Origin of the sequence: Neobacillus rhizosphaerae (genome assembly GCF_050477885.1) — a bacterium.
Taxonomy (GTDB): domain Bacteria; phylum Bacillota; class Bacilli; order Bacillales; family Cytobacillaceae; genus Neobacillus; species Neobacillus rhizosphaerae_A.
On record NZ_JBCNAC010000005.1, the window covers coordinates 1 to 24299 of the forward strand.

The window sequence follows — 24299 nt, forward strand, 5'->3', positions numbered from 1 at the left end:
AGACAAGTTTAACAGAGCCATTAAAAAAGGGGACTTTGTTTATGATTATTAACATTCTTGCAGGAGGTCCAGAAGACCTGCTCCCGGACTTAACAGAATATATAGAAGAAAACAGCATGTGGATTGGAGTAGACCGCGGAGTATATCATTTATTAAGAAAAGACATCAAACCAACCATTGCATTCGGTGACTTCGATTCTGTTTCACAGGAAGAATGGAACTTCATTGAAGGGCAGGTGTCTGAACTCAAGAAGTTTAAACCAGAGAAAGACGAAACCGACATGGAACTTGCTCTTAACTGGGCATTAGAGCAGAAACCGGCTATTGTCCGATTATTTGGGGCAACCGGGGGCAGATTAGACCATTTATTAGCCAATGTACATTTATTGTTAAACCCTTTAAAAGCAAAAAACTCTGCTCATGTAACATTAATTGACCGCTTTAACACTGTTTTTTTAAAAGATCCAGGAAGATATACCATTGAAAAAAAGATAGGACAAAAATATATTTCATTTGTACCGCTTACCCTAGATGTTAGTAATCTCACACTCGAAGGCTTTAAATTTCCATTGAAAAACCGGCATATTTCACTTGGGTCGACACTATGTATTAGTAATGAACTTATTAATGATTATGGTACTTTTTCATTTTCCGAAGGCATATTAATAGTGATAAGAAGTCACGATTAATAGGCAAAACTATTAGGTACTGATTTCGTTCGTTAGAATAAACTGTTAGGGCGTACGAAAAAAGTTAGATTAAATAAGCTGGGAGATTTGTGAGGAGGGACAGTATGAAATTTTATACAATTAAACTGCCAAAATTTTTAGGCGGACTAGTCCGAGCGATGATTGGGGCATTTAAAAAGAATGAATAGAAATATATAAAAGTAAAGGAATGGTATCTTTTTATTTAATACCCTTTTTTTGGCACCCGCCTCGTTTGGGTGCTTTTTATTTTCTTAATTGGGAATAATAAAGGAATGGAGTACATTTGTACTTTTTTGTTCAAATTCTTAGTAAAATGCTATTTAGGCAAAAAGAAAGAGCATCCAAACATAGGATGCTCAGGTCCTTTATTATACGCGTTCTACTTTACCTGCTCTTAACGCTCTTGCAGAAACCCAAACACGCTTAGGCTTTCCATCAACAAGAATACGTACTTTTTGTAGGTTAGCACCCCATGTACGCTTGTTTGCGTTCATAGCGTGTGAACGTGCGTTACCAGTTGTTGTTTTCTTTCCAGTTACTACACATTTACGTGGCATAATGATTTCCCTCCTTAACTACCAAAAGGCTTTATACAGCTATCTTTTAGATTTTCATCTGGATATAGAAAATTGACTAACCAAATTTTCTAGTCTTGAGATACCTTAATAATTTATCACACAACCCAATTGAATGCAATAGTTGTGTACAAACCTTTCAAGAAAAAAACCTTGACATAGGTATTAAATAAATGCTCTTATATTAAACAGGCAAGTATGACTTTCAATATTGGGTTGACTATAGTAAAATGACTGTAGTCAAGGAGCAATTTTCCAAAGGGGGAACGATTCATGTCCATCGAATTAAAAACTAAGTACGGACAAATTGATATTTCAAACGAAGTAATCGCTACCATTGCCGGAGGAGCAGCTATCGAATGCTATGGTATCGTCGGTATGGCCTCTAAAAATCAAATTAAAGATGGGATTACGGAAATACTACGAAAAGAAAACTTTACTCGAGGCGTAATTGTGCGCCAGGAAAATGAGGCATTACATATTGATATGTACATTATTGTTAGCTATGGAACGAAGATTTCCGAAATTGCCCACAACGTGCAATCAAAGGTTAAATATACCCTCGATAAGACAGTTGGACTTGCCGTTGACTCGGTAAATATTTACGTTCAGGGAGTTCGAGTAACGAACCCGTAAGTTCGTACTGCGAACCGCAAGTAGAGGAGGAAAATTTTGTGTCAATAACAGCATTAGATGGAAAACGTTTTGCCGAAATGGTAATTCAAGGTGCGAATCATTTGGCAGCAAATGCTAAAATGGTTGATGCTTTGAACGTTTTTCCTGTGCCCGACGGTGATACTGGAACAAATATGAACTTATCAATGACCTCCGGGGCGAAGGAAGTAAGAAATAATGTTCAGGAACATATTGGTAAAGTTGGAGTGTCCCTTTCAAAAGGGTTGCTAATGGGAGCACGTGGGAATTCCGGAGTTATTCTTTCCCAATTATTCCGTGGCTTTTCTAAGGCAGTTGAATCGAAAGCTGAGATTTCCGCAAAAGATTTTGCGCAAGCATTAGATGCAGGCGTTGAAACAGCTTATAAAGCGGTAATGAAGCCTGTAGAAGGAACGATCCTAACAGTTGCGAAGGATTCAGCTAAGAAAGGTGTGCAAGTTGCCCAAAAATCCAATGATATTATTGTCATCATGGAAGAAGTGGTGAAGGAAGCAAAGGCTTCATTAAAGCGTACACCTGATTTACTACCCGTATTAAAAGAAGTAGGTGTCGTAGATAGTGGCGGACAAGGACTTGTTTTCGTTTACGAAGGCTTCCTTGCAGTTTTAAAAGGTGAAGAGCTTCCTGAATCTCCTATTACTCCTTCAATGGACGAAATGGTTAATGCGGAGCATCATAAAAGTGTCCAGAGCCATATGAATACAGCGGATATTGAATTTGGATATTGCACAGAATTCATGGTAAGGTTTGAAGCTGATAAGGTGACAAAGCATCCATTTGATGAAGGCGATTTCCGAAATGACCTAAGTAAGTTAGGTGATTCTTTGTTGGTGATTGCTGATGAAGACGTAGTAAAAGTGCATATCCATTCTGAACAGCCTGGTGAAGTGTTAACCTACGGACAAAAGTATGGAAATTTAATTAACATGAAAATAGAAAACATGCGTCAGCAGCATTCAAATATTGTTGGTGAATCCCATACAGAAAAGGTTTCCGAGCTTCCTAAAGCTCCAAAAGAACTTCAAGAATACGGAATTGTTACTGTTTCGATGGGTTCAGGAATTGCGGAGTTATTTAAGAGTATTGGTGCACATGCTGTCATTGAAGGCGGACAGACGATGAATCCGAGCACGGAAGATATCGTGAAGGCAGTTAAAGAAGTCAATGCAAAAAAGGTATTTATCTTACCGAATAACAAAAATATTATCATGGCTGCTCAGCAGGCAGCTGATGTTTCAGACGAAGAAATTTATGTTATCCCATCTAAAACGGTTCCTCAAGGACTTTCAGCATTGTTAGCATTCAATCCTACAACAGATGTGACGGCTAATGAGTCAGCAATGATGGATGCCCTACAGCATGTTAAAACGGGACAAATTACGTTCGCCGTTCGTGACACGCAAATTGATGGCTTAGAAATTGAAAAAGATGATTTCATGGGCATCTCTGAGGGGAAAATTGTTATAAAAAACAAAGACAAAGAAAACGCAGCAAAAGACTTGCTTTCTCAGATGCTAGACGAAGAGTCAGAAATCCTAACCATTATTTATGGTGAGGATGTTACAGAGGAAGAAGTAACCAGTCTTACACAATTTGTGGAAGAAAACTTTGCTGATGTGGAAATAGAAGTACATAATGGTGGTCAGCCATTATATTCTTTTATCTTTTCAATTGAATAAGGAACGGCTAAAATAGAAGGGGTTACCCTTCTATTTTTTTTGGATATAAGTGTCTTTAATAAACATTAGAATAATGTATAGAGATAGATTAATGCAAAGGGAGAGAATGCATGTGAAGTATAGAAGTGTGTTCGACATTATTGGTCCGGTTATGATAGGTCCCTCCAGTTCACATACGGCTGGGGCCGCGAGAATAGGTCGTGTGGCAAGAAGTTTATTTGGCAGAGAACCAAAATGGGCAAATATCTCATTGTATGGGTCCTTTGCAAAAACGTATAAGGGTCATGGGACAGATGTAGCCATTGTTGGTGGATTATTAGATTTTGATACAGATGATAAAAGAATTATAAATGCGATTGATATCGCAGAAGATAGAGGCATGAAATTACGTTTTATAGAAGAAGATGCTGTGACAGATCATCCAAATACAGCTAGAATTTTCATTGGCGATCATGATGGGGAACTAGAGTTAGTGGGAATCTCAATAGGCGGTGGGAAAATTGAGATTACTGAGCTTAATGGCTTTGAACTAAAGTTATCAGGAAACCATCCTGCTATTCTTGTTGTTCATAATGACCGTTTTGGAGCCATTGCTGCTGTTTCCAACACTTTAGCTAAATATGAAATAAATATTGGTCACATGGAGGTATCCCGAAAAGAAAAAGGGAAACTTGCACTTATGACTATTGAAGTGGATCAAAATATGGATGATAGCATTTTACTAGAGCTTGAAGAGCTTCCAAATATATTAAAAGTTACCAAAATTGTAGATTAACAACTAGAGGGAGGAAGATATGTGTTTCGTAATGTTGCTGAATTAGTTGAACTTGCCAAAAACCAAAATAAAAAAATCTCAGAAATTATGATTGAACAGGAAGTTTCCGTTACAGGCCGTACAAGAGAAGAAGTCCTTGCATTTATGGACCGAAATCTAAAAGTGATGGAAGAAGCAGTAGAAAGAGGGATAAAAGGAGTTTCCTCTCACTCTGGATTAACCGGAGGCGATGCAGTTCTTTTACAAAAGTATATTGAAAAAGGAAATTTCTTATCAGGAGAAACGATTCTTGATGCAGTAAGTAAAGCAGTCGCGACGAATGAAGTGAATGCAGCAATGGGAACCATCTGTGCTACACCAACGGCAGGTTCTGCTGGGGTAGTACCGGGAACATTATTTGCTGTTCAAAGAAAGCTTAAGCCAACTCGAGAGCAAATGATTTCCTTTCTATTTACTGCAGGAGCATTTGGTTTTGTGGTTGCCAATAATGCTTCTATTTCAGGGGCTGCTGGAGGCTGTCAGGCGGAAGTTGGATCAGCTTCTGGGATGGCTGCGGCTGCTATCGTTGAAATGGCCGGCGGTACCCCGGAGCAATGTGCAGAAGCAATGGCCATTACACTAAAGAACATGCTTGGTTTAGTTTGTGACCCAGTTGCAGGACTTGTAGAGGTTCCATGTGTGAAACGAAATGCGATGGGCGCTGCGAATGCGATGGTTGCAGCCGATATGGCGTTAGCAGGGATTACAAGCCGCATTCCATGTGATGAGGTTATTGAAGCCATGTATAAAATTGGTCTATCGATGCCTACAGGACTAAAAGAAACAGCGCAGGGAGGGTTGGCGGCTACACCGACAGGTCGAAGACTCGAAGCGAAGATTTTCGGTATACCGCTCAAAGATAGTGAATCCAAATCTTAACCAATCAATAACAGTCTTAAAGGGCATTGGTGAAGAAACTGCTGAGATATTCTCAGAAATGAAGATTTTTACGATTCAAGATTTACTAGAGTATTTTCCATATCGTTATGAAGATTATTCGTTAAAAGAACTGACGGAAGTACAGCATGATGAGAAAATAACGGTCGAAGGGAAGGTTCATAGCGAGCCTTCTCTTGTCTATTATGGCAGGAAGAAATCCAAATTAACGTTTCGTTTTTTTGTTGGATCGTACTTAATTAAAGTAGTTTTTTTTAATCAGCCCTATTTAAAAAATAAAATCATAATGAATGAAACAATAACTGTAACGGGAAAATGGGATGCACATCGGCAAACGATTACAGCCAATGAGATGCAGGCAGGACCGAATGCAAAAACCAAAGATTTTGAACCTGTTTACTCATTACGAGGGAAATTAACAACTAAGGGAATGCGAAAATTTATTCACCTTGCCTTCCAGCAATACGGGGGGGATCTTGAGGAAACTCTTCCGACTGTTTTTCTAAAAAAGTATCGTCTCTTGGGCAGGCAGGAAGCATTGAGAGTCATGCATTTCCCTGATAGCCCCGAGGAAGTGAAGCAAGCAAGACGTCGATTTGTTTATGAAGAGTTCCTCTTATTTCAATTAAAAATGCAGGCATTGAGGAAATTTGAGAGGGAGCATTCTCCAGGCGTAGAACAAAACTATGATTTAACTAGGGTAAAGAATTTTATTGAAGGTCTTCCATTTCCATTAACAAATGCTCAAAAACGAGTGGTTAATGAAGTGTTGTCGGAGTTAAAATCTCAACTCCGCATGAACCGTCTTTTACAAGGAGATGTAGGGTCGGGTAAGACAGTTGTTGCTGCAATTGGGTTATATGCCAGTGTAACAGCTGGTTATCAAGGGGCGCTTATGGTCCCAACTGAAATCTTAGCTGAACAGCATGCAGAATCTTTAAAGAATTTACTAGAACCCTTTAAGGTGAAATGTGAGCTATTAACGAGCTCCGTTAAAGGAAAACGCAGGAGGGAAATCCTGCAAGAATTAGCAGAAGGAAAAGTAGATATATTAATTGGTACACATGCATTGATCCAAGATGAGGTTATTTTTAATAAGCTTGGTTTTGTTATAACGGATGAACAGCATCGTTTCGGCGTGGAGCAGCGGAGAGTCTTAAGGGAAAAAGGAGAGAATCCTGATGTACTCTTTATGACAGCCACTCCGATTCCTCGGACATTGGCGATCACGGTTTTTGGTGAAATGGATGTTTCCATTATTGATGAGATGCCAGCGGGAAGAAAGTCAATTGAAACCTACTGGGCGAAACCGGAAATGCTAGACCGTGTACTTTCCTTTGTCGAAAAAGAATTAAGGAAGGGCCATCAAGCCTATGTTATATGCCCGTTAATTGAGGAATCGGACAAGCTTGATGTTCAAAATGCGATTGATGTGCATACTACTTTAAACCACTATTTTCAGGACCGTTATAAAGTGGGACTCATGCATGGACGCTTGAGTTCAGAAGAAAAGGATTCAGTAATGAAGGCTTTTAGTATGAACGAAGTGCAGGTACTCGTTTCAACTACTGTAGTGGAAGTAGGGGTAAATGTACCGAATGCAACTATGATGGTTATTTATGATGCAGAAAGATTTGGATTGTCTCAACTTCACCAGCTTCGCGGGCGAGTGGGGCGTGGTAGTGATCAATCTTATTGTATTTTACTTGCCAATCCAAAGTCAGAAGTTGGTCAAGAGAGAATGAGAATCATGACAGAGACAACTGATGGGTTTGTACTTAGTGAAAAGGATCTTGAATTAAGAGGACCTGGTGACTTCTTTGGTCGAAAACAAAGCGGAGTGCCTGAATTTAAAGTAGCTGATATGGTTCATGATTACAGAGCCCTCGAAACAGCACGAAGTGATGCTGCAATGCTGATCCAATCGGATGTATTTTGGAACTCGCCAGACTATCAATACTTAAGAAAAAAGCTAGAAGAATCAGGAGTTTTAGAAGGAGAAAAGCTAGATTAAAACTTGGTAATATGTTAAGTGATTCCGTAAGCATGAACCTCCTGAAACAAAGAAAGCAGATGTGTAGGATAAAAATTAATCTTGCAATCTGCTTTTTCAAATTTTATACTACTATTAGTACCTAGTCATAAGATCTCGGACGGTGTGAAAAATAATGAGAAGAAGTAAAAAAGATAGACAACACTTGTTGACGACTACTATAAAAGATAATCCCTTTATTACCGATGAGGATTTAGCTGAAAAATTTCAAGTGAGTGTTCAAACGATTCGTCTAGACCGTCTTGAATTATCCATTCCCGAACTGCGTGAGCGGATTAAAACAGTCGCTGAGAAACGATTTGAAGACGAAGTACGCTCATTACCACTTGAAGAAGTGATCGGTGAAATTATTGACATAGACTTAGATCAAAGTGCGATCTCTATTTTTGATGTTAAAGAAGAACATGTCTTCAAGCGCAATAACATTGCAAGGGGACATCATGTTTTTGCACAGGCCAATTCTCTTGCAGTTGCAGTAATTAATGATGAATTAGCGCTAACAGCAAAAGCAAATATTCAATTTAAACGTTCGGTAAAATTAAATGAACGAGTAATAGCGAAAGCAAAAGTGACAAAAATAGATGAGAAGGTTGACAGAACTTTTGTTGAAGTAACTAGTTTTGTGAATAATGAGCTCGTATTTACCGGAGAATTTGAAATGTATCGTTCGAAAAATGGTTAAAGGATGAGAAAAATGAAATTAGCAATTGATGCTATGGGTGGCGACAATGCCCCAAAAGAGATTGTCTTAGGTGCACTGAAAGCAGTTGAAACCTATTCTGATATACATATCACCCTAGTAGGGGATGAAAATAAAATAAAAGAAACCCTAACTAGTCATGACAGGATTTCTATTTTACATACGACAGAAGTGATTCTTGGAACGGATGAACCCGTTAGAGCGGTTCGTCGAAAAAAGACTGCTTCCATGGTGCTAGCTGCCCAACAGGTAGCCGACGGAGCAGCCGATGCTTGTATCTCAGCAGGCAATACAGGTGCATTAATGGCAGCGGGTCTTTTTGTTGTTGGAAGAATTGAGGGGATTGACCGTCCTGCCTTAGCTCCTACACTGCCAACGATTGGTGGAGAGGGCTTCCTGCTCTTGGATGTCGGGGCAAATGCAGATGCTAAGCCTGAGCATTTACTTCAAAATGCCATCATGGGCTCTATTTACAGCCAAAAAGTACGAGGACTTGAAAGACCTAGAGTCGGTCTTTTAAATATTGGTACAGAAGAAAAGAAAGGGAATGAGCTGACAAGACAGGCTTTTGACCTTTTAAAAAATGCAGATTTAAATTTTGTTGGGAATGTTGAAGCAAGAGATTTGCTTGAAGGGGTAGCCGATGTAGTTGTAACCGATGGATTTACAGGTAATATGGTACTAAAAACCATTGAGGGAACCGCTCTTTCCATGTTTAAAATGTTAAAAACGGCTCTTATGAGTAGTTTTACAAGTAAATTAGCTGCTGCAGTTCTAAAGCCCAACCTTATGACTTTAAAAAATACAATGGATTATTCCGAGTATGGTGGTGCTGGGTTGTTTGGTTTAAAAGCACCTGTTATTAAGGCCCATGGTTCTTCTAATGCACAATCGATCTATAGTGCGATCCGCCAAACGAGAGAAATGGTTAGTAATGATGTCGTCGGCTTAATTAAGCAAACGGTTGAAGCGGACAATACTACAAAAATAGAACGTTAAAAGGAGTGTCGATATGAGTAAGGTAGCATTTGTGTTTCCTGGACAAGGGTCACAGACAGTAGGAATGGGGAAAGAACTAGCTGACAAACACTCCGAGGTAATGGGGTATTTTGAAAAAGCAGATAAAACACTAAATACCAAACTCAGTCAGCTTATTTTTGAAGGTCCGAAAGAAGAATTGACTATAACCTATAATACGCAGCCTGCATTGTTAACAACAAGTATTGCAATATTAGACTTTTTTCAAAAATCTGGGATCCAAGCTGACTTTGTTGCTGGACATAGCTTAGGAGAGTACACGGCATTAGTTGCTGCAGGTGTATTAAGCTTTGAAGAGGGTGTATATGCCGTTAGGAAACGTGGAGAGTTTATGGAACATGCTGTACCAAATGGCGAAGGTTCTATGGCTGCAGTACTTGGTCTAGATCGTGAACCTCTTTCAGTCGTAACAAAAGCAGTAAGTGAAGAGGGATTCCCGGTTTCTTTAGCTAATTTGAACTGTCCCGGACAAATTGTCATTTCAGGTTCACGAGAAGGGGTAGAACGAGCAGGAGTGAAGGCGAAGGAAGCCGGCGCAAAGAGAGTCCTTCCTTTAGAGGTAAGCGGCCCTTTTCACTCATCATTAATGAAACCAGCTGCGGAACAGCTGCGTGAAGTGCTAGATGGTATGGAGATGAAGGATGCTGAAATATCGGTTGTCATAAATGTTACAGCTCAACCTGTTAGCAGTGCTTCTGAAATAAAGGATAAGTTAATCGAGCAGTTATATTCCCCAGTACTATGGGAGGATTCTGTTGCTAAAATGATTGACCTTGGAGTCGATACTTTCATCGAGATTGGTCCTGGGAAAGTTCTATCAGGATTAATCAAAAAGATTGATAAAACAGTTAAGATATACGCAGTATCTGATGAGGAAAGTGCAATGGAAGTAATGGAAGCCTTAAAGGAGGAAAAACTATGAGCTTAGCAGGGAAAGCAGCGCTTGTTACCGGAGCATCGCGAGGAATCGGCAGGGAAATTGCTCTTGAACTGGCAAGACAAGGAGCAAATGTTGCAGTAAATTTTTCTGGCAGCGAAGCAAAAGCGAATGAAGTAGTCGATGAAATTAAGGCACTCGGTAGAGATGCTGTGGCAATAAAATGTGACGTTTCAAATACAGAAGAAGTGACTGAAATGGTTAAATCGACAATTGACCGCTTTGGTAAACTAGACATCCTTATTAATAACGCTGGCATCACAAGGGACAACCTTTTAATGCGAATGAAAGAACAAGAATGGGATGATGTTATTAACACTAACCTTAAAGGTGTATTCCTTTGCACAAAAGCGGTAACAAGACAAATGATGAAACAACGAGTTGGCCGCATCATTAATATTGCTTCCGTTGTTGGTGTTAGTGGGAATCCAGGGCAAGCTAACTATGTAGCTGCAAAAGCTGGAGTTATTGGTTTAACAAAAACAACTGCTAAAGAATTAGCATCACGTAATATTACAGTGAATGCAGTTGCTCCAGGGTTTATTACTACTGATATGACAGATAAATTATCTGAGGAAGTAAAAGCGGAAATGTTAAAACAAATCCCGTTAGCAAGATTAGGAGAAGCTAAGGATATCGCTAAAATCACAGCTTTTATTGCTTCTGATGACTCATCGTACATTACAGGCCAAACCTTCCACGTAAACGGTGGAATGGTGATGTAAATAAATTAGTTACTGTTCCTAAACAGTAATCTAATTTTAATAAAAAACAACATTTATTATTTTATTGAAATACTCTATAATAGCTTGAGGGGAGGTGAACGAGCATGGCAGAGGTATTAGAACGTGTTACAAAAATCATCGTTGACCGCTTAGGTGTTGATGAGTCTCAAGTTAAGCTTGAAGCTTCATTTAAAGATGATCTTGGCGCTGATTCCCTTGACGTAGTTGAACTAGTAATGGAATTGGAAGATGAGTTCGATATGGAAATTTCTGACGATGATGCTGAAAAAATCAGCACTGTTGGTGATGCTGTTAATTACATAAATAGCAGTAAGTAATCTCGTTAGATTTTATTCACAAAGCTCCGTTTTCAAACGGAGCTTTATTCTGTATGATAGAACTTGGTAGAGTAAACTATCTGCCAAGTTTCTTTGCGTTTTCAAAGAAACTTTTTTAAACTCATATTAGGAAATGTCTGTAAACTAAATGCAAGGTGGAGACTTTATGCGCAAAAACGGTAAAGAAAAAGAGTTGAACAATCGCGCAAAGGAAAATCAATTTAAGGATTTTCAAACGATAATTGGAATTACTATTGAGAATGAAAAATTACTTAAGCAAGCTTTTACTCATTCATCCTATGTGAATGAGCATCGCAGAAAGCCTTTCGAAGATAATGAAAGACTTGAATTTTTAGGAGATGCTGTACTAGAGCTAACTGTTTCTCAATTTCTTTTTAAGAAATATCCTACCATGACAGAAGGAGAATTAACGAAACTAAGAGCAGCCATTGTGTGTGAGCCATCACTCGTTTCTTTTGCGAATGAACTCAAGTTTGGTAATCTCATTTTGTTGGGAAAAGGGGAAGAAATGACAGGCGGAAGAGAACGCCCTGCTTTATTAGCGGATGTGTTTGAGGCGTTTATTGGTGCTCTCTATTTAGATCAAGGAATTGACAAAGTCATTGAATTCCTTGAAAAGGTCGTTTTTCCTAAAATAAATGCTGGTGCTTTTTCTCATGTGATGGATTTTAAAAGTCAATTACAGGAACTCATTCAAAGAGATGGAACAGGTATATTAGAATACAAAGTCCTATTAGAAAAAGGTCCAGCGCATAACAAGGAATTTGTTTCCAAGGTGTCCTTAAATGGAGCAGAGCTGGGAGTAGGAACAGGAAAATCGAAAAAAGAAGCGGAACAGCATGCCGCCCAAATGGCACTGGACGTATTAAAAGCAAAAACAACCTAGAAATGTCAAAATGTTTGCAGGAGAAATCCCGGGTTGCATGGGGAGGATAAAGAAATGTTTTTAAAACGGTTGGACATCATTGGATTTAAATCGTTCGCAGACCGCATTGGTGTTGATTTTGTTCCTGGGGTTACAGCTGTAGTGGGTCCCAATGGGAGTGGCAAAAGTAATATAACTGATGCGATCCGGTGGGTTTTAGGTGAACAGTCCGCTAAATCTTTACGAGGAAGCAAAATGGAAGATATCATTTTTGCCGGCAGTGATACTAGAAAAGCGCAGAATTTCGCGGAAGTTTCATTGACATTGGATAATCAGGACCAAGGAATCGGGTTAGATTACAATGAAGTAAGTGTGACCAGACGTGTCTCACGTTCAGGCGAGAGTGAATTTTTCATTAACAAACAACCCTGCAGACTGAAGGATATTATCGATTTGTTTATGGATTCAGGTCTAGGCAGGGAAGCCTTTTCCATCATTAGTCAAGGAAAAGTAGAAGAAATATTAAACAGTAAAGCTGAGGATCGCAGGACCATCTTCGAAGAAGCAGCTGGTGTTTTAAAATACAAGAACCGCAAGAAAAAAGCAGAGGTAAAGTTATTTGAAACACAAGATAATTTAAATCGTGTGAATGATATTTTACACGAACTAGAAAGTCAGGTAGAGCCGCTAAAAATTCAAGCTTCGATGGCTAAGGATTTTCTAGAGAAAAAAGAAGAACTAGAAAAAATAGAAGTAGCATTAACTGTTTTTGAAATTGAAGACCTACATCAGAAATGGGAAAACCTTTCTAAACAATTAGAAGAACATCAACAGGAAGAGTTAAATCTATCATCAAATCTACAAGTCAAAGAAGCTAAAATAGTTGAAACAAGAGACCGAATTGCTGCATTAGACGATTCGATTACAGACCTGCAAAATGTTTTACTTCATGCAAGTGAAGAACTCGAAAAGTTGGAAGGCCGTAAAGAAGTATTGAAGGAACGGAAGAAGAATGCTGCTCAAAACAAAGAACAGCTGAAAACGAATATCACTGAGTTGACAGAAAAAATCAGCTTGCTTCAAAAAAATAGGGACATGCAGGCGGAGTCAGTTAATGAACTAGGTGAGCAGGTTCAATCATTACAGGCCAAACTAAAGGAAAAACAAGAAAAGCTACAACTTTTCACCGAAAATATTGAAGAAAAAATTGATAGTTTAAAAAGTGAATATATTGAGCTGCTCAATCAGCAGGCTGGTGCTAAAAATGAATTGAAATATATTGATCAGCAGTTGGAGCAACAAGAGAGAAAGAGCGCGCGGCTTGATTCAGAAAATACGAAATACATTGAAGAACGCCAAATTGCTCAATCCAAGATGGAACATATCCAATCTTCATTAGCAGATTTTCAAAAACAATTAGCAGACCAACTAGTCGCTTTTCGCGATCAACAGCGAAAGCTTGAGACGGTAAAAAATAATTATGAAAAACAAGAAAAGATGCTGTATCAAGCCTATCAGCTTCTTCAACAGGCAAAATCAAGAAAAGAAATGCTTGAGGAGATGGAAGAAGATTATTCCGGGTTCTTCCAAGGGGTTAAAGAGGTCCTAAAGGCAAGGGATCATAAATTAAAGGGAATTGAAGGCGCAGTAGCAGAACTTGTAACAGTTCCAAAAGAATATGAAACAGCACTCGAAACAGCTTTTGGAGGTGCCCTTCAGCATATAGTCGTTGATACCGAACAAAATGCACGGACAGCGATTCAATATTTAAAACAACATTCTTTTGGACGAGCAACCTTCTTACCGCTTAGCGTTATTAAAGGCAGGCCTTTATCCGCTGCACAATTATCGTCTATTCAAAATCATCCATCCTTGATCGGACCAGCAGTCAGCCTGGTTAAATTTGAATCAAGGTATGCTGAGGTAATGAATAACTTATTAGGTAATGTTGTGATTACAAAAGATCTGAAGGGTGCCAATGAATTGGCAAAAATCCTTCAGTATCGCTGCCGTTTGGTCACTCTTGAAGGGGACATTGTTAATCCTGGTGGTTCCATGACGGGTGGTGCGGTTAAACAAAAGACATCCTCTCTATTAACCAGAAAGGGTGAACTAGAAGATTTAAAAGCCAAATTGGTTATTATGGAGGAAAAAACAGCTAGTCTAGAAAAAACGGTTAAAGGCTTAAAAGAAGAAGTTCAACTGACTGATCAAAAGCTAGACGAAATTCGGGAAAATGGAGAAGAATTGAGACTTAATGAGCAGGCTGTCAAGGGTGAACTTCGTGAAGCTGAGCTTGGAGTAAAAAATATTAACGAGCGATTAGCGATATATGACCTTGAAAAAGGACAGTTTTCTGATGAAAAGAACGGCTTAATAAAACGAAAAGAAGAATTATTTAAAGCGTTAGAAACCTATCAAATAAATGTGACAGAACTGGATACTCAAATTGTTAAACTAACAGAACAAAAAACCAGTGATTTAACTTCAAAGGAAACTTTGACGAATGAAATAAATGATTTAAAGGTAGAGTTTGCTTCTAAAAATGAGCAATTTACGAATACAAAAGAGAGATTTACGCTAACGACTGAGGATTTAGAAGAAAGCGAAAAAAAGCTAGCGCTTTATACTGAGGACCTTAGCCTATTGTCTTCTGAGATGACGAACAGTTCATCAGGTGAGGAGCAGCTTGAGGCTGCAGCTAAGTTGAAGCAGCAAGACAAAGAAGCCACTCTACAGCTAATTACCACTAGGAGACAGGAACGATTGTCCTTAGTGGATGTTCTTGAAGATATGGAACTAGAAGCTAAAGAGTTGAAAAGACTTCATAAAGGAATGATAGTGGTATTAAAGGATGAGGAAGTTAAAATCAATCGTCTTGATGTCGAGCTTGAAAATCGACTGACACATCTTCGAGAAGAATATTTATTGTCATTTGAAGGGGCGAAGGAACAATATACATTATCGATTCCTGTTGAGGAAGCACGGAAAAAGGTCAAGCTCATCAAACTTGCCATTGAAGAACTAGGAAATGTGAATCTTGGTGCAATTGAAGAATATGAGCGTGTATCTGAACGGTATGAGTTTTTAAATGAGCAAAAGTCCGATCTCCAGGAAGCAAAAGATACCCTTTACCAGGTGATTGAGGAAATGGATATAGAAATGAAGAAACGTTTTGAACATACCTTCAATGGAATTCGTGAGCACTTCGAACCAACCTTCCGAGCTCTTTTCGGTGGAGGAAGAGCGGATTTAGTCCTAACCGTACCAGAAGATTTATTAAATACCGGCGTAGAAATCGTTGCTCAGCCCCCTGGGAAGAAGCTGCAGAATTTGGGACTCCTTTCAGGTGGAGAACGTGCATTAACAGCTATAGCCTTATTATTTTCTATCTTAAAGGTAAGACCTGTTCCGTTTTGTATCCTTGATGAGGTTGAAGCGGCCTTAGATGAAGCCAATGTCTACCGTTTTAGCCAATATTTAAAACGATATAGCAAGGAAACACAATTTATCGTGATTACCCATCGTAAAGGAACCATGGAAGAAGCAGATGTCCTTTACGGAGTAACTATGCAGGAATCAGGCGTATCCAAACTTGTATCTGTCCGACTAGAAGAAACAAAGGAGCTCGTAGAATCTTAATTTAAGGAAGTGGTAGAATGAGTTTTTTTAAAAAACTAAAAGAGAAAATTACGAAATCAACAGATTCCGTAACCGAAAAGTTTAAGGAAGGCTTAACGAAAACAAGAGACAATTTCTCAGGAAAAGTAAACGACCTTGTAGCTAGATATCGAAAAGTCGATGAAGACTTCTTTGAAGAATTAGAGGAGATATTAATTCAAGCAGATGTTGGCTTTGATACAGTAATGCAATTGATTGAAGAACTTAAGATGGAAGTGAAACGTAGAAATATCCAAGATCCACATGAAGTTCAAAGTGTTATTTCTGAAAAGCTCGTTGAAATTTATAATGCTGGAGAAGAGCAATCTTCCCAATTAAATATCCAGGAGGACGGCTTAACTGTTATTTTGTTTGTCGGGGTCAATGGTGTTGGAAAAACAACTACAATTGGCAAACTTGGACATAAATTTAAGAGTGAAGGCAAGAAGGTTTTGATGGCAGCAGGGGACACTTTCCGTGCGGGTGCGATTGAACAGCTAGAAGTATGGGGAGATAGAGTCGGAGTGGAAGTCATCAAGCAGGCAGAAGGTTCCGATCCGGCAGCCGTTATGTACGATGCCATCCAGGCTGCAAAATCCCGCCAGGCAGATATTTTACTTTGCGACACTGCAGGCCGCCTGCAAAACAAAGTAAACTTAATGAAAGAGTTAGAAAAGGTGAAGCGTGTCATTGAACGGGAAGTACCAGGTGCACCACATGAAGTCATTTTAGTTCTAGATGCAACGACTGGACAAAATGCTCTTATACAAGCAAAAACATTTAAAGAAGTGACAAATGTAAGTGGGATCGTTCTTTCTAAGTTAGATGGTACGGCAAAGGGTGGTATTGTTCTAGCAATTCGCAATGAATTAAAAATACCTGTGAAATTTGTCGGTTTGGGTGAAAAAATGGATGACCTTCAAGAGTTTGATGCGGAGAAATATGTGTATGGACTTTTTGCGGATCAAGTAGAACAAACGGAATAATGGATGTAAAGGTATTATCTTGACAGAAAGTGCCGGACTGTGTAAACTACTTTTGTAAAGGCTTTTCACTTAACATGATATTGGAGGGATACGCATGCTTGAAAAAACAACACGAATGAATTATCTTTATGATTTTTATTATTCGTTGTTAACACCAAAGCAGCAAAGCTATATGTCTCTCTATTATTTAGATGATTATTCTCTTGGTGAAATTGCCGATGAGTATGACGTAAGCCGTCAGGCCGTTTATGATAATATTAAACGGACGGAAGCCATGCTCGAGGAGTATGAGGAAAAGCTTCTATTATTTCAGAAATTTCAAGAGCGGGCAAGTTTAATCAGACATCTGAACGAATTGCTTAATGAGGAGAACCCTTCAAAGCAGGCAATGTTAGAAACCGTTGCTGAGCTTGAGAAATTAGATTAGGAGGCGGCATGAATGGCATTTGAAGGATTAGCCGACCGACTGCAGAATACAATCCAAAAGATCCGTGGAAAAGGAAAGGTCTCTGAAGCGGATGTAAAAGAAATGATGCGTGAAGTACGTCTCGCATTATTAGAAGCAGACGTAAACTTTAAAGTCGTTAAAGATTTTGTTAAAAAAGTAAGTGAACGGTCTGTTGGACAGGAAGTGCTGAAAAGTTTAACGCCAGGTCAGCAGATTATCAAAATCGTTAATGAAGAATTGACCGCGCTAATGGGGGGCGAGCAGAGTAAGATTGCTGCATCCAACCGCCCACCTACAGTCATAATGATGGTTGGTCTGCAGGGTGCGGGTAAGACAACTACTTCGGGAAAGCTAGCTCTTCTGCTCCGAAAGAAGTACAATCGTAAACCATTGCTCGTAGCTGCCGATATTTACAGGCCAGCGGCGATCAAGCAGCTCCAAACACTGGGTAAACAATTAGATATGCCAGTTTTTTCACTTGGCGATCAAGTAAGTCCAGTTGAAATTGCGCGACAGGCGATTGCAAAAGCGAAAGAAGAACATCATGATTACGTTCTTATTGATACTGCAGGTCGACTTCATGTTGATGAAGCATTAATGGACGAGCTGAAAGATATTAAAGAGCTAACGAAGCCTGATGAAATCTTCTTAGTAGTTGATGCCATGACAGGTCAAGATGCCGTCAATGTTGCTCAAAGCTTTAACGAACAGCTTGGGCTTACCGGGGTTGTATTAACAAAGCTTGATGGTGACACGAGGGGTGGGGCCGCACTTTCTATTCGTGCTGTCACACAAACACCTATTAAATTTGTCGGTCTTGGCGAGAAAATGGATGCCTTAGAGCCGTTTCATCCAGAACGGATGGCTTCTAGAATTTTAGGCATGGGTGATGTTCTGACACTGATTGAAAAAGCTCAAGCAAATGTGGATGAACAAAAAGCTAAAGAGTTAGAACAAAAAATGCGTACAGCTTCGTTTACCCTTGAGGATTTCTTGGATCAGCTAGGTCAGGTTCGAAATCTAGGACCCTTGGATGAATTGCTTAAAATGATGCCTGGTGCCAATAAAATCAAAGGTTTGAATAATATTCAGATCGATGAAAAACAAATTGCCCATGTGGAAGCGATTATTCAATCAATGACTAAAGCTGAAAAGAACAATCCGGAAATACTGAATGCAAACCGCAAACGTAGGATTTCTAAAGGTAGTGGACGCCCCGTCACAGAAGTAAATCGTTTATTAAAGCAATTTGAAGATATGAAAAAAATGATGAAACAAATGACAGGCATGCAACAAAAAGGCAAGAAAAAAGGCGGATTTAAGTTTCCTTTCAAACCGTTTTAAATCGAAAAGCGGAAGTGCCTTGTTCAGGGGCGACAGGCAAATGTTCTTCGGCATAAAAAGTCGGGTTTTTGACTTTTAATGCCGAAGGTTATTTGACCCGAGCCCCTAGGCACTGGAGCTAGACACTGATCAAATTTCAATGTTTGATTTATGTAAAAATTGGTAATAATGCATGTAAAGAAAAAACACTTTACAAACTATAAAAGAATTGATATTATACTATCTTGTGTGAAACTATTCGGAGGTGCTTATTTAAAATGGCAGTTAAAATTCGTTTAAAGCGTATGGGAGCAAAGAAAACTCCTTTCTATCGTATTGTTGTAGCAGATTCTCGTTCTCCTCGTGACGGACGTTACATTGAAGTAGTAGGAACTTACAATCCGGTTGCACAACCTGCTTCAGTTCAAATCAATGAAGAATTAGCTCTTAAATGGTTGAAAGACGGTGCGAAGCCATCTGATACAGTTCGTAACCTTTTCTCAAACCAAGGCATCATGGAGAAATTCCATAATGCAAAATTAAACAAGTAATCGAAGGTTAATATGAAACAATTAATCGAATCGATTGTTAAGCCACTTGTTGATTTTCCTGAAGATGTCCAAGTGGACGTGATGGAAGATGACAGCCGCGTAACCTATCAGCTTACTGTTAACAAAACTGATATGGGAAAAGTGATTGGAAAACAAGGGCGTGTTGCAAAGGCCATTAGGACTGTTGTTTATGCAGCAGGATCATCACAACAGAAGAAAATTTTTCTAGAAATTGGTGAATAGCTTTTTGCATCTAGATAAAAGGGAGGGATTCATTCCTCCCTTTTTTGCTATCCGAAAGGCGGAAGTGCCTCGTTCAGCCCCGACAGGCAAATGTTCTTCGGTGGGAAAAGTCCGCACTTTGACTTTTCTTGCCGAAGGTTATTTGACCCGAGGGGCTAGGCGCTGGAGCTAGACAAACGAAAAGCGGAAGGCCCGTTTACGGGAGAAGATATCGGAAGCTTGTGGGAGGCAAATCTATGCAAATTATTCAAACTGTTGTGGTTAAGCAAGTTCTAACTGAAAGTAGCAGGCAAAAGCTCTCAGAAAAGTATCAGGGGAGAATGCTGCAATTGCAAAAGGAATGCGATCAGCTCCAGTTCGAGCTAAAGCGACTAGAAAAAACCAAAACTTTTTCCCCTGAAGCTTTAAAAAAGCATTTTCAAAAAGAAATTCAAATGCGGAAGGAAAAAATTAAGCTTCTTGAGTTTCAAATGGAACAATTACATATCCTACCACTAGGTAGTGAAATAAAAGAGAAGGAAGTTCAAGCTCTTAAAGAAGTAAATGTTGGAGACGCTTGGGAGGAGTTCCTTGGACAACCTTGCATTATCATTAAAGACGGTATCATAAAGGAAATTAGATAGAAGGTGAAACATATGGAAAAATGGTTTAATGTTGGAAAGATTGTTAATACGCAGGGCATAAAAGGCGAAGTGAGAGTAATTTCGAAAACTGATTTTCCTGAAAAACGGTACAAGGTAGGCAATGTATTATATTTGTTTATGCCTAATTCAAACACTCCCATCGAATTAACTGTGAAAAGCCACCGGACCCATAAAAATTTTAACCTGCTTACATTTGAGGGCTTCAATAATATCAATGAAGTGGAAAAATTCAGAGATGGGATATTAAAAGTCCCAGAATCACAGCTAGAAGCGCTTGAAGAAGATGAATTTTATTATCACGAAATTATTGGTTGCTTAGTTGCAACCACTAAAGGTGAAGAAATTGGTAAAGTAACGGAAATATTATCTCCGGGTGCAAATGACGTGTGGGTTGTAAAAGGAAAAGGCGGGAAAGACGTTCTGATTCCTTATATCCATGAAGTCGTGAAGAAAGTAGATGTAAAAGAAAAAGTCATAATAATTGATCCAATGGAAGGGCTACTTTCATGATGCAAATTGATATTCTCACTTTATTTCCGGAGATGTTCACCGGGGTACTGGGACAATCCATTCTGCAAAAAGCTACCGAGAAATCTGCTGTTAACTACAATGTAGTAAATTTTCGAGATTTCGCAGATAACAAGCATTCGACTGTCGATGATTATCCATATGGTGGCGGAGCTGGTATGGTGTTAAAGCCACAGCCCATTTTTGATGCTGTTGCAGCTCTTAAAGAAAATGCCAAAAGCAAGAGCCCTAGGGTCATTCTTCTTTGCCCGCAAGGTGAGCGCTATAGCCAGCAAAAAGCTGAGGAATTGGCCAGTGAAGAGCATTTGATTTTTATCTGTGGCCATTACGAGGGCTATGATGAGAGAATCCGTGAGAATATTGTAACGGATGAAATATCTATTGGTGATTATGTTTTAACTGGGGGCGAGCTCGGGGCAATGGTCGTAGTTGATAGTGTTGTCAGACTACTGCCTGAAGTATTAGGAAATCAAGAATCCCATATGAAGGATTCCTTCAGCACGGGATTACTTGAACATCCTCACTACACCAGGCCGGCTGATTTTCGTGGTTTAAAGGTCCCTGAAGTCCTTGTATCAGGGAATCACAAGTTAATTGAAGAATGGCGAAACAAAGAATCATTAAGACGTACCCTATTAAGAAGACCAGATCTACTTGGGAAAATAGCCCTCACCCCCCTACAGGAAAAATGGCTCAACGAAGTAAAAAAAGAACACGAGTAGTGTTGCGAGGTTACAATAATTATGGTATGATACTTCTTGTGACTTAAACTGATACCTATCAGATTGCGGTCTTATAACGATGTTCCGCTGCAAGCTATAAGGAAAATGATGTGCATGAGCATCTGTTGGAAGGAGTTGAAAACGATGCATAAATTAATCGAAGAAATCACAAAAGAACAACTTCGTTCTGATCTACCTGCGTTCCGTCCTGGTGATACTGTACGTGTACACGTTAAAGTTATCGAGGGTACTCGCGAGCGTATTCAGTTATTCGAAGGTGTAGTGATTAAGCGTCGTGGTGGTGGAATTAGCGAAACTTTCACAGTTCGTAAAGTTTCTTACGGAGTAGGCGTTGAGCGTACTTTCCCAGTACACACACCAAAAATTGCGAAGCTTGAAGTTATTCGCCGCGGTAAAGTTCGCCGTGCTAAGCTTTACTACTTGCGTAACCTTCGCGGTAAGAAAGCAAGAATTAAAGAGATTCGATAATAAGAAAAGAAAAGAGCTTGCTCTGGCAAGCTCTTTTTTTATACAAATCATTCAATCTGTGCATATGGTGGTATGTAAATGATTGGTCAGAAATCTCCTTAATTGTTACTGATTTATAAACGAATTATTAAAGTTTGATAAAAATTGTGATCCCATCGTGTTAAATATGTTTAAGTTATGTAAAATAGGCTTTATAAAACATTTTTTTATTACTGATTGGTGGGGATTGTATGACAAAAAAGAAAAATGAGCTATGGGAATGGACAAAGGCCTTGTTAATTGCTGTGGCCTTAGCTGCAGTAATTAGGTATTTCCTTTTTGCTCCAATTGTAGTGGATGGCCTATCGATGATGCCTACATTGAAGGATCAGGATCGAATGATTGTTAATAAATTTAGTTATGATGTTGGGGAACCTAAGCGATTTGATATCATCGTTTTTCATGCCCCAGAGAAGAAAGATTACATAAAGCGTGTAATTGGCCTGCCGGGAGATACAATTGAGTATAAGAATGATACTTTATATGTAAATGGAAAAGCGTATAAAGAACCATATTTGGACGAATATAAGAAACAAGTACAGGATGGTCCATTAACGGACTCGTTCACACTTGAAGAAACTCCAGTAGGTAAAAAAACAGTCCCTAAAGGGGAATTGTTTGTTATGGGAGATAATCGTCGTTTCAGTAAAGACTCTAGGCATATCGGAACGGTTCCGATGAGTAAGGTGATTGGTAAGACAAGCATTGTTTACTGGCCTTTAAATGATGCACATATTGTTACAGTGAAATAGTTATAGTTTAGGGGGTGGCTGCTTTGACGATCCAGTGGTTTCCTGGCCATATGGCCAAGGCTCGCAGAGAGGTCACAGAAAAGTTAAAATTAGTTGATATTATCTTTGAATTGGTCGATGCAAGGATTCCATATTCTTCAAGAAATCCAATGATTGATGAAATCATCCAACATAAGCCGAGGCTGGTCTTACTTAATAAGGCAGATATGGCTGATCCGGTAGCGACGAAGGAATGGATAACCTTTTTCGCAGAGAAGGGAATAAAGGCTCTGGCAATTAATTCCCAAGCTGGAGAAGGGATGAAACAAATTGTCCAAGCGGCAAATGAAATCCTTAAAGAGAAATTTGACCGAATGAAGGCAAGAGGAGTAAGACCGAGAGCGATACGTGCGATGATTGTTGGTATTCCTAATGCCGGAAAATCCACACTTATCAACCGACTGGCTAAAAAAAATATAGCTAAGACAGGAAATACTCCGGGAGTAACAAAATCTCAGCAGTGGATTAAAGTAGGTAAAGAATTGGAACTGCTGGATACACCGGGGATTCTATGGCCAAAATTTGAAGACCAAGAGGTTGGAATGAAGTTGGCGATTACCGGTGCTATTAAAGACACGTTACTAAATTTGCATGACTTGACGGTTTATTCTCTTAGGTTCTTAGAGCGGGCGTATCCAGAACGCTTACAAGAGCGGTTTAAGCTTACAGAAATACCAGAAGACCTTGTTGCATTATTTGACCATATTGGTGAGCTAAGAGGCTGTCTAATGGGCGGTGGACTGGTCGACTACGATAAAGTGGCAGAGTTAGTAATAAGGGAAATTAGGTCTGAAAAATTCGGACGACTTACCTTTGAACGACCAAATGATTTTCTAAAAGTAGAGGAAAATATAGAATAACAAAGAGGCTCTCCGTTAGGGGGCCTTAATTTTTCGAAAAAAAATAGGTTCGGGTGAAGAGGATGAAGAAACAATCGATTGCTGAAATCGAGGCTTACCTTACAACAATTTTGAGCGAAGACGACCCATTCTTAATTGAAATTCAGAAAGATGTGCGAAAAGGTGTTCATCAATGTATTCAAAAGTGGCGTAGACAAAGAGAGCAGGAAAGGTTACTCCAGGAAAAATTTATTGAAATGAATCAATTCGAGCGGAAATATCGAGAGGAAGGTTTTCAATTCATTGCAGGAATTGATGAAGTTGGAAGGGGTCCGCTTGCTGGACCCGTTGTGGCTGCTGCTGTCATCCTACCAGAAAATTTCTTCTTAGCTGGAATTGATGACTCTAAAAAGCTTTCAGAAAAAAAGCGTCAAGAATACGATAAAAAGATTAGAAGTGAAGCGCTGGCATACAGTATTTCAATGATTAGTGCGGATGAAATTGATGAAATGAATATCTATGAAGCAACTAAAAAAGCAATGTATGCATCGATAGCCGGTTTAGAGCCGAAGCCAGATTTTTTATTAATTGATGCAATGAAACTGGAAACTCCATATCCTTCCGATTCGATTATTAAAGGAGATGCCCGAAGTATATCGATCGCAGCTGCATCCATCGTGGCTAAGGTAGCTAGAGATAAGTTAATGAAAGAAATTTCGTTAAGCTATCCTGCATATGGTTTTCAGCAAAATATGGGGTATGGTACAAAGGAACATATTCAAGCTATTCAACAGCATGGGATTACACCGTATCATAGAAAAAGCTTTGCGCCAGTAAAAGATTATGTAGCGCAACTTAAGTAAACAGGCACCTGCCTGTTTTTTTATTGGGTTATTTTCGCAAGGCAACTTCGGACAGAGTAGGCGGAAAAGACAAAAAGACTGTCAGAAGATAGGGCAACTTCGGACAGAGTAAGTGGAAAAAACAGAAACATTGTCAGAAGGCAAGG

27 protein-coding genes are annotated in these 24299 nt (G+C 39.2%); 26 read left to right on the plus strand and 1 reads right to left on the minus strand.

All coding sequences use genetic code 11. From position 1 onward, the window contains the following. Nucleotides 1-41: 41 nt before the first annotated feature. Nucleotides 42-689, plus strand: a complete 648-nt coding sequence (locus tag ABES03_RS00460) for a thiamine diphosphokinase (protein WP_430114238.1) — start codon at nt 42-44, stop codon at nt 687-689. Nucleotides 690-793: 104 nt separating this feature from the next. After that, entirely contained in the window at nt 794-877 is an 84-nt protein-coding gene (gene spoVM / locus ABES03_RS00465; protein WP_035445740.1) for a stage V sporulation protein SpoVM, read from the plus strand. Between the two features lie 201 nt (nt 878-1078). Here the strand turns inward: spoVM and rpmB are convergent, their stop codons facing one another. Further along, nucleotides 1079-1267: a 50S ribosomal protein L28 gene (gene rpmB, locus ABES03_RS00470; protein ID WP_149869555.1), complete on the minus strand. Its 189-nt coding sequence runs from the start codon at nt 1265-1267 to the stop codon at nt 1079-1081. Nucleotides 1268-1558: 291 nt separating this feature from the next. Between rpmB and ABES03_RS00475 the strand changes: the two genes are divergently transcribed. The 24 genes from ABES03_RS00475 to ABES03_RS00590 all read left to right on the plus strand — a co-directional run bounded on the left by ABES03_RS00475 (nt 1559) and on the right by ABES03_RS00590 (nt 24153). Further along, complete coding sequence (locus ABES03_RS00475) at nt 1559-1921, plus strand: Asp23/Gls24 family envelope stress response protein (RefSeq protein WP_144548976.1); 363 nt, start codon at nt 1559-1561, stop codon at nt 1919-1921. Nucleotides 1922-1959: 38 nt separating this feature from the next. Then, nucleotides 1960-3639, plus strand: a complete 1680-nt coding sequence (locus ABES03_RS00480) for a DAK2 domain-containing protein (RefSeq protein WP_430114215.1) — start codon at nt 1960-1962, stop codon at nt 3637-3639. A gap of 112 nt (nt 3640-3751) precedes the next feature. Continuing rightward, complete coding sequence (gene sdaAB, locus ABES03_RS00485) at nt 3752-4414, plus strand: L-serine ammonia-lyase, iron-sulfur-dependent subunit beta (protein WP_309865074.1); 663 nt, start codon at nt 3752-3754, stop codon at nt 4412-4414. A 21-nt stretch (nt 4415-4435) separates the two neighbouring features. After that, nucleotides 4436-5332 carry an L-serine ammonia-lyase, iron-sulfur-dependent, subunit alpha gene (sdaAA, locus tag ABES03_RS00490; protein WP_430114218.1) on the plus strand — a complete coding sequence of 299 codons (897 nt, stop codon included), beginning with the start codon at nt 4436-4438 and terminating at the stop codon, nt 5330-5332. Further along, nucleotides 5316-7364, plus strand: coding sequence for an ATP-dependent DNA helicase RecG (recG, locus tag ABES03_RS00495; RefSeq protein WP_430114219.1), 2049 nt, complete (start codon nt 5316-5318; stop codon nt 7362-7364). The genes sdaAA and recG overlap by 17 nt, the downstream gene beginning before the upstream one ends. A 154-nt stretch (nt 7365-7518) precedes the next feature. Then, nucleotides 7519-8085 (plus strand): transcription factor FapR, encoded by a 567-nt coding sequence (gene fapR / locus ABES03_RS00500; RefSeq protein ID WP_430114221.1) that lies wholly within the window; start codon nt 7519-7521, stop codon nt 8083-8085. Between the two features lie 12 nt (nt 8086-8097). Further along, nucleotides 8098-9102 (plus strand): phosphate acyltransferase PlsX, encoded by a 1005-nt coding sequence (gene plsX / locus ABES03_RS00505; protein ID WP_430114222.1) that lies wholly within the window; start codon nt 8098-8100, stop codon nt 9100-9102. Nucleotides 9103-9115: 13 nt separating this feature from the next. Then, nucleotides 9116-10063 carry an ACP S-malonyltransferase gene (gene fabD / locus ABES03_RS00510; protein ID WP_430114223.1) on the plus strand — a complete coding sequence of 316 codons (948 nt, stop codon included), beginning with the start codon at nt 9116-9118 and terminating at the stop codon, nt 10061-10063. Continuing rightward, nucleotides 10060-10803 (plus strand): 3-oxoacyl-[acyl-carrier-protein] reductase, encoded by a 744-nt coding sequence (gene fabG, locus ABES03_RS00515; RefSeq protein ID WP_430114224.1) that lies wholly within the window; start codon nt 10060-10062, stop codon nt 10801-10803. Before fabD ends, fabG begins: the two co-directional genes overlap by 4 nt. 104 nt (nt 10804-10907) lie before the next feature. After that, nucleotides 10908-11141: an acyl carrier protein gene (gene acpP, locus ABES03_RS00520; protein WP_098528750.1), complete on the plus strand. Its 234-nt coding sequence runs from the start codon at nt 10908-10910 to the stop codon at nt 11139-11141. A 166-nt stretch (nt 11142-11307) separates the two neighbouring features. Continuing rightward, entirely contained in the window at nt 11308-12048 is a 741-nt protein-coding gene (rnc, locus tag ABES03_RS00525) for a ribonuclease III (protein WP_430114225.1), read from the plus strand. Nucleotides 12049-12102: 54 nt separating this feature from the next. Continuing rightward, nucleotides 12103-15669 (plus strand): chromosome segregation protein SMC, encoded by a 3567-nt coding sequence (gene smc / locus ABES03_RS00530; RefSeq protein ID WP_430114226.1) that lies wholly within the window; start codon nt 12103-12105, stop codon nt 15667-15669. Nucleotides 15670-15686: 17 nt separating this feature from the next. Next, a complete protein-coding gene (gene ftsY, locus ABES03_RS00535) occupies nt 15687-16673 on the plus strand; it encodes a signal recognition particle-docking protein FtsY (RefSeq protein WP_430114228.1) in 987 nt (328 codons plus the stop codon). A 94-nt stretch (nt 16674-16767) separates the two neighbouring features. Next, nucleotides 16768-17100 carry a putative DNA-binding protein gene (locus ABES03_RS00540; protein WP_309865045.1) on the plus strand — a complete coding sequence of 111 codons (333 nt, stop codon included), beginning with the start codon at nt 16768-16770 and terminating at the stop codon, nt 17098-17100. Nucleotides 17101-17112: 12 nt separating this feature from the next. Then, nucleotides 17113-18465, plus strand: coding sequence for a signal recognition particle protein (gene ffh, locus ABES03_RS00545; protein WP_430114229.1), 1353 nt, complete (start codon nt 17113-17115; stop codon nt 18463-18465). Nucleotides 18466-18722: 257 nt separating this feature from the next. Next, the gene (rpsP, locus tag ABES03_RS00550) at nt 18723-18995 is read left to right on the plus strand and encodes a 30S ribosomal protein S16 (protein ID WP_307288925.1); all 273 of its coding nucleotides are present in this window, start codon (nt 18723-18725) and stop codon (nt 18993-18995) included. A gap of 12 nt (nt 18996-19007) precedes the next feature. Further along, nucleotides 19008-19238, plus strand: coding sequence for a KH domain-containing protein (locus tag ABES03_RS00555; protein ID WP_308080197.1), 231 nt, complete (start codon nt 19008-19010; stop codon nt 19236-19238). A gap of 236 nt (nt 19239-19474) precedes the next feature. After that, a complete protein-coding gene (locus tag ABES03_RS00560; protein ID WP_430114230.1) occupies nt 19475-19861 on the plus strand; it encodes a YlqD family protein in 387 nt (128 codons plus the stop codon). 12 nt (nt 19862-19873) lie between these two features. Beyond that, nucleotides 19874-20392: a ribosome maturation factor RimM gene (gene rimM / locus ABES03_RS00565; protein ID WP_430114231.1), complete on the plus strand. Its 519-nt coding sequence runs from the start codon at nt 19874-19876 to the stop codon at nt 20390-20392. Continuing rightward, the gene (gene trmD / locus ABES03_RS00570; RefSeq protein ID WP_430114232.1) at nt 20389-21132 is read left to right on the plus strand and encodes a tRNA (guanosine(37)-N1)-methyltransferase TrmD; all 744 of its coding nucleotides are present in this window, start codon (nt 20389-20391) and stop codon (nt 21130-21132) included. Before rimM ends, trmD begins: the two co-directional genes overlap by 4 nt. A gap of 144 nt (nt 21133-21276) precedes the next feature. Next, nucleotides 21277-21621: a 50S ribosomal protein L19 gene (rplS, locus tag ABES03_RS00575; RefSeq protein WP_235743156.1), complete on the plus strand. Its 345-nt coding sequence runs from the start codon at nt 21277-21279 to the stop codon at nt 21619-21621. 230 nt (nt 21622-21851) lie between these two features. Further along, complete coding sequence (lepB, locus tag ABES03_RS00580) at nt 21852-22412, plus strand: signal peptidase I (protein WP_430114233.1); 561 nt, start codon at nt 21852-21854, stop codon at nt 22410-22412. Nucleotides 22413-22435: 23 nt separating this feature from the next. Next, nucleotides 22436-23311: a ribosome biogenesis GTPase YlqF gene (gene ylqF / locus ABES03_RS00585; RefSeq protein WP_430114235.1), complete on the plus strand. Its 876-nt coding sequence runs from the start codon at nt 22436-22438 to the stop codon at nt 23309-23311. 62 nt (nt 23312-23373) lie between these two features. Beyond that, nucleotides 23374-24153 (plus strand): ribonuclease HII, encoded by a 780-nt coding sequence (locus ABES03_RS00590; RefSeq protein WP_430114237.1) that lies wholly within the window; start codon nt 23374-23376, stop codon nt 24151-24153. The last annotated feature ends 146 nt before the right edge of the window (nt 24154-24299 follow it).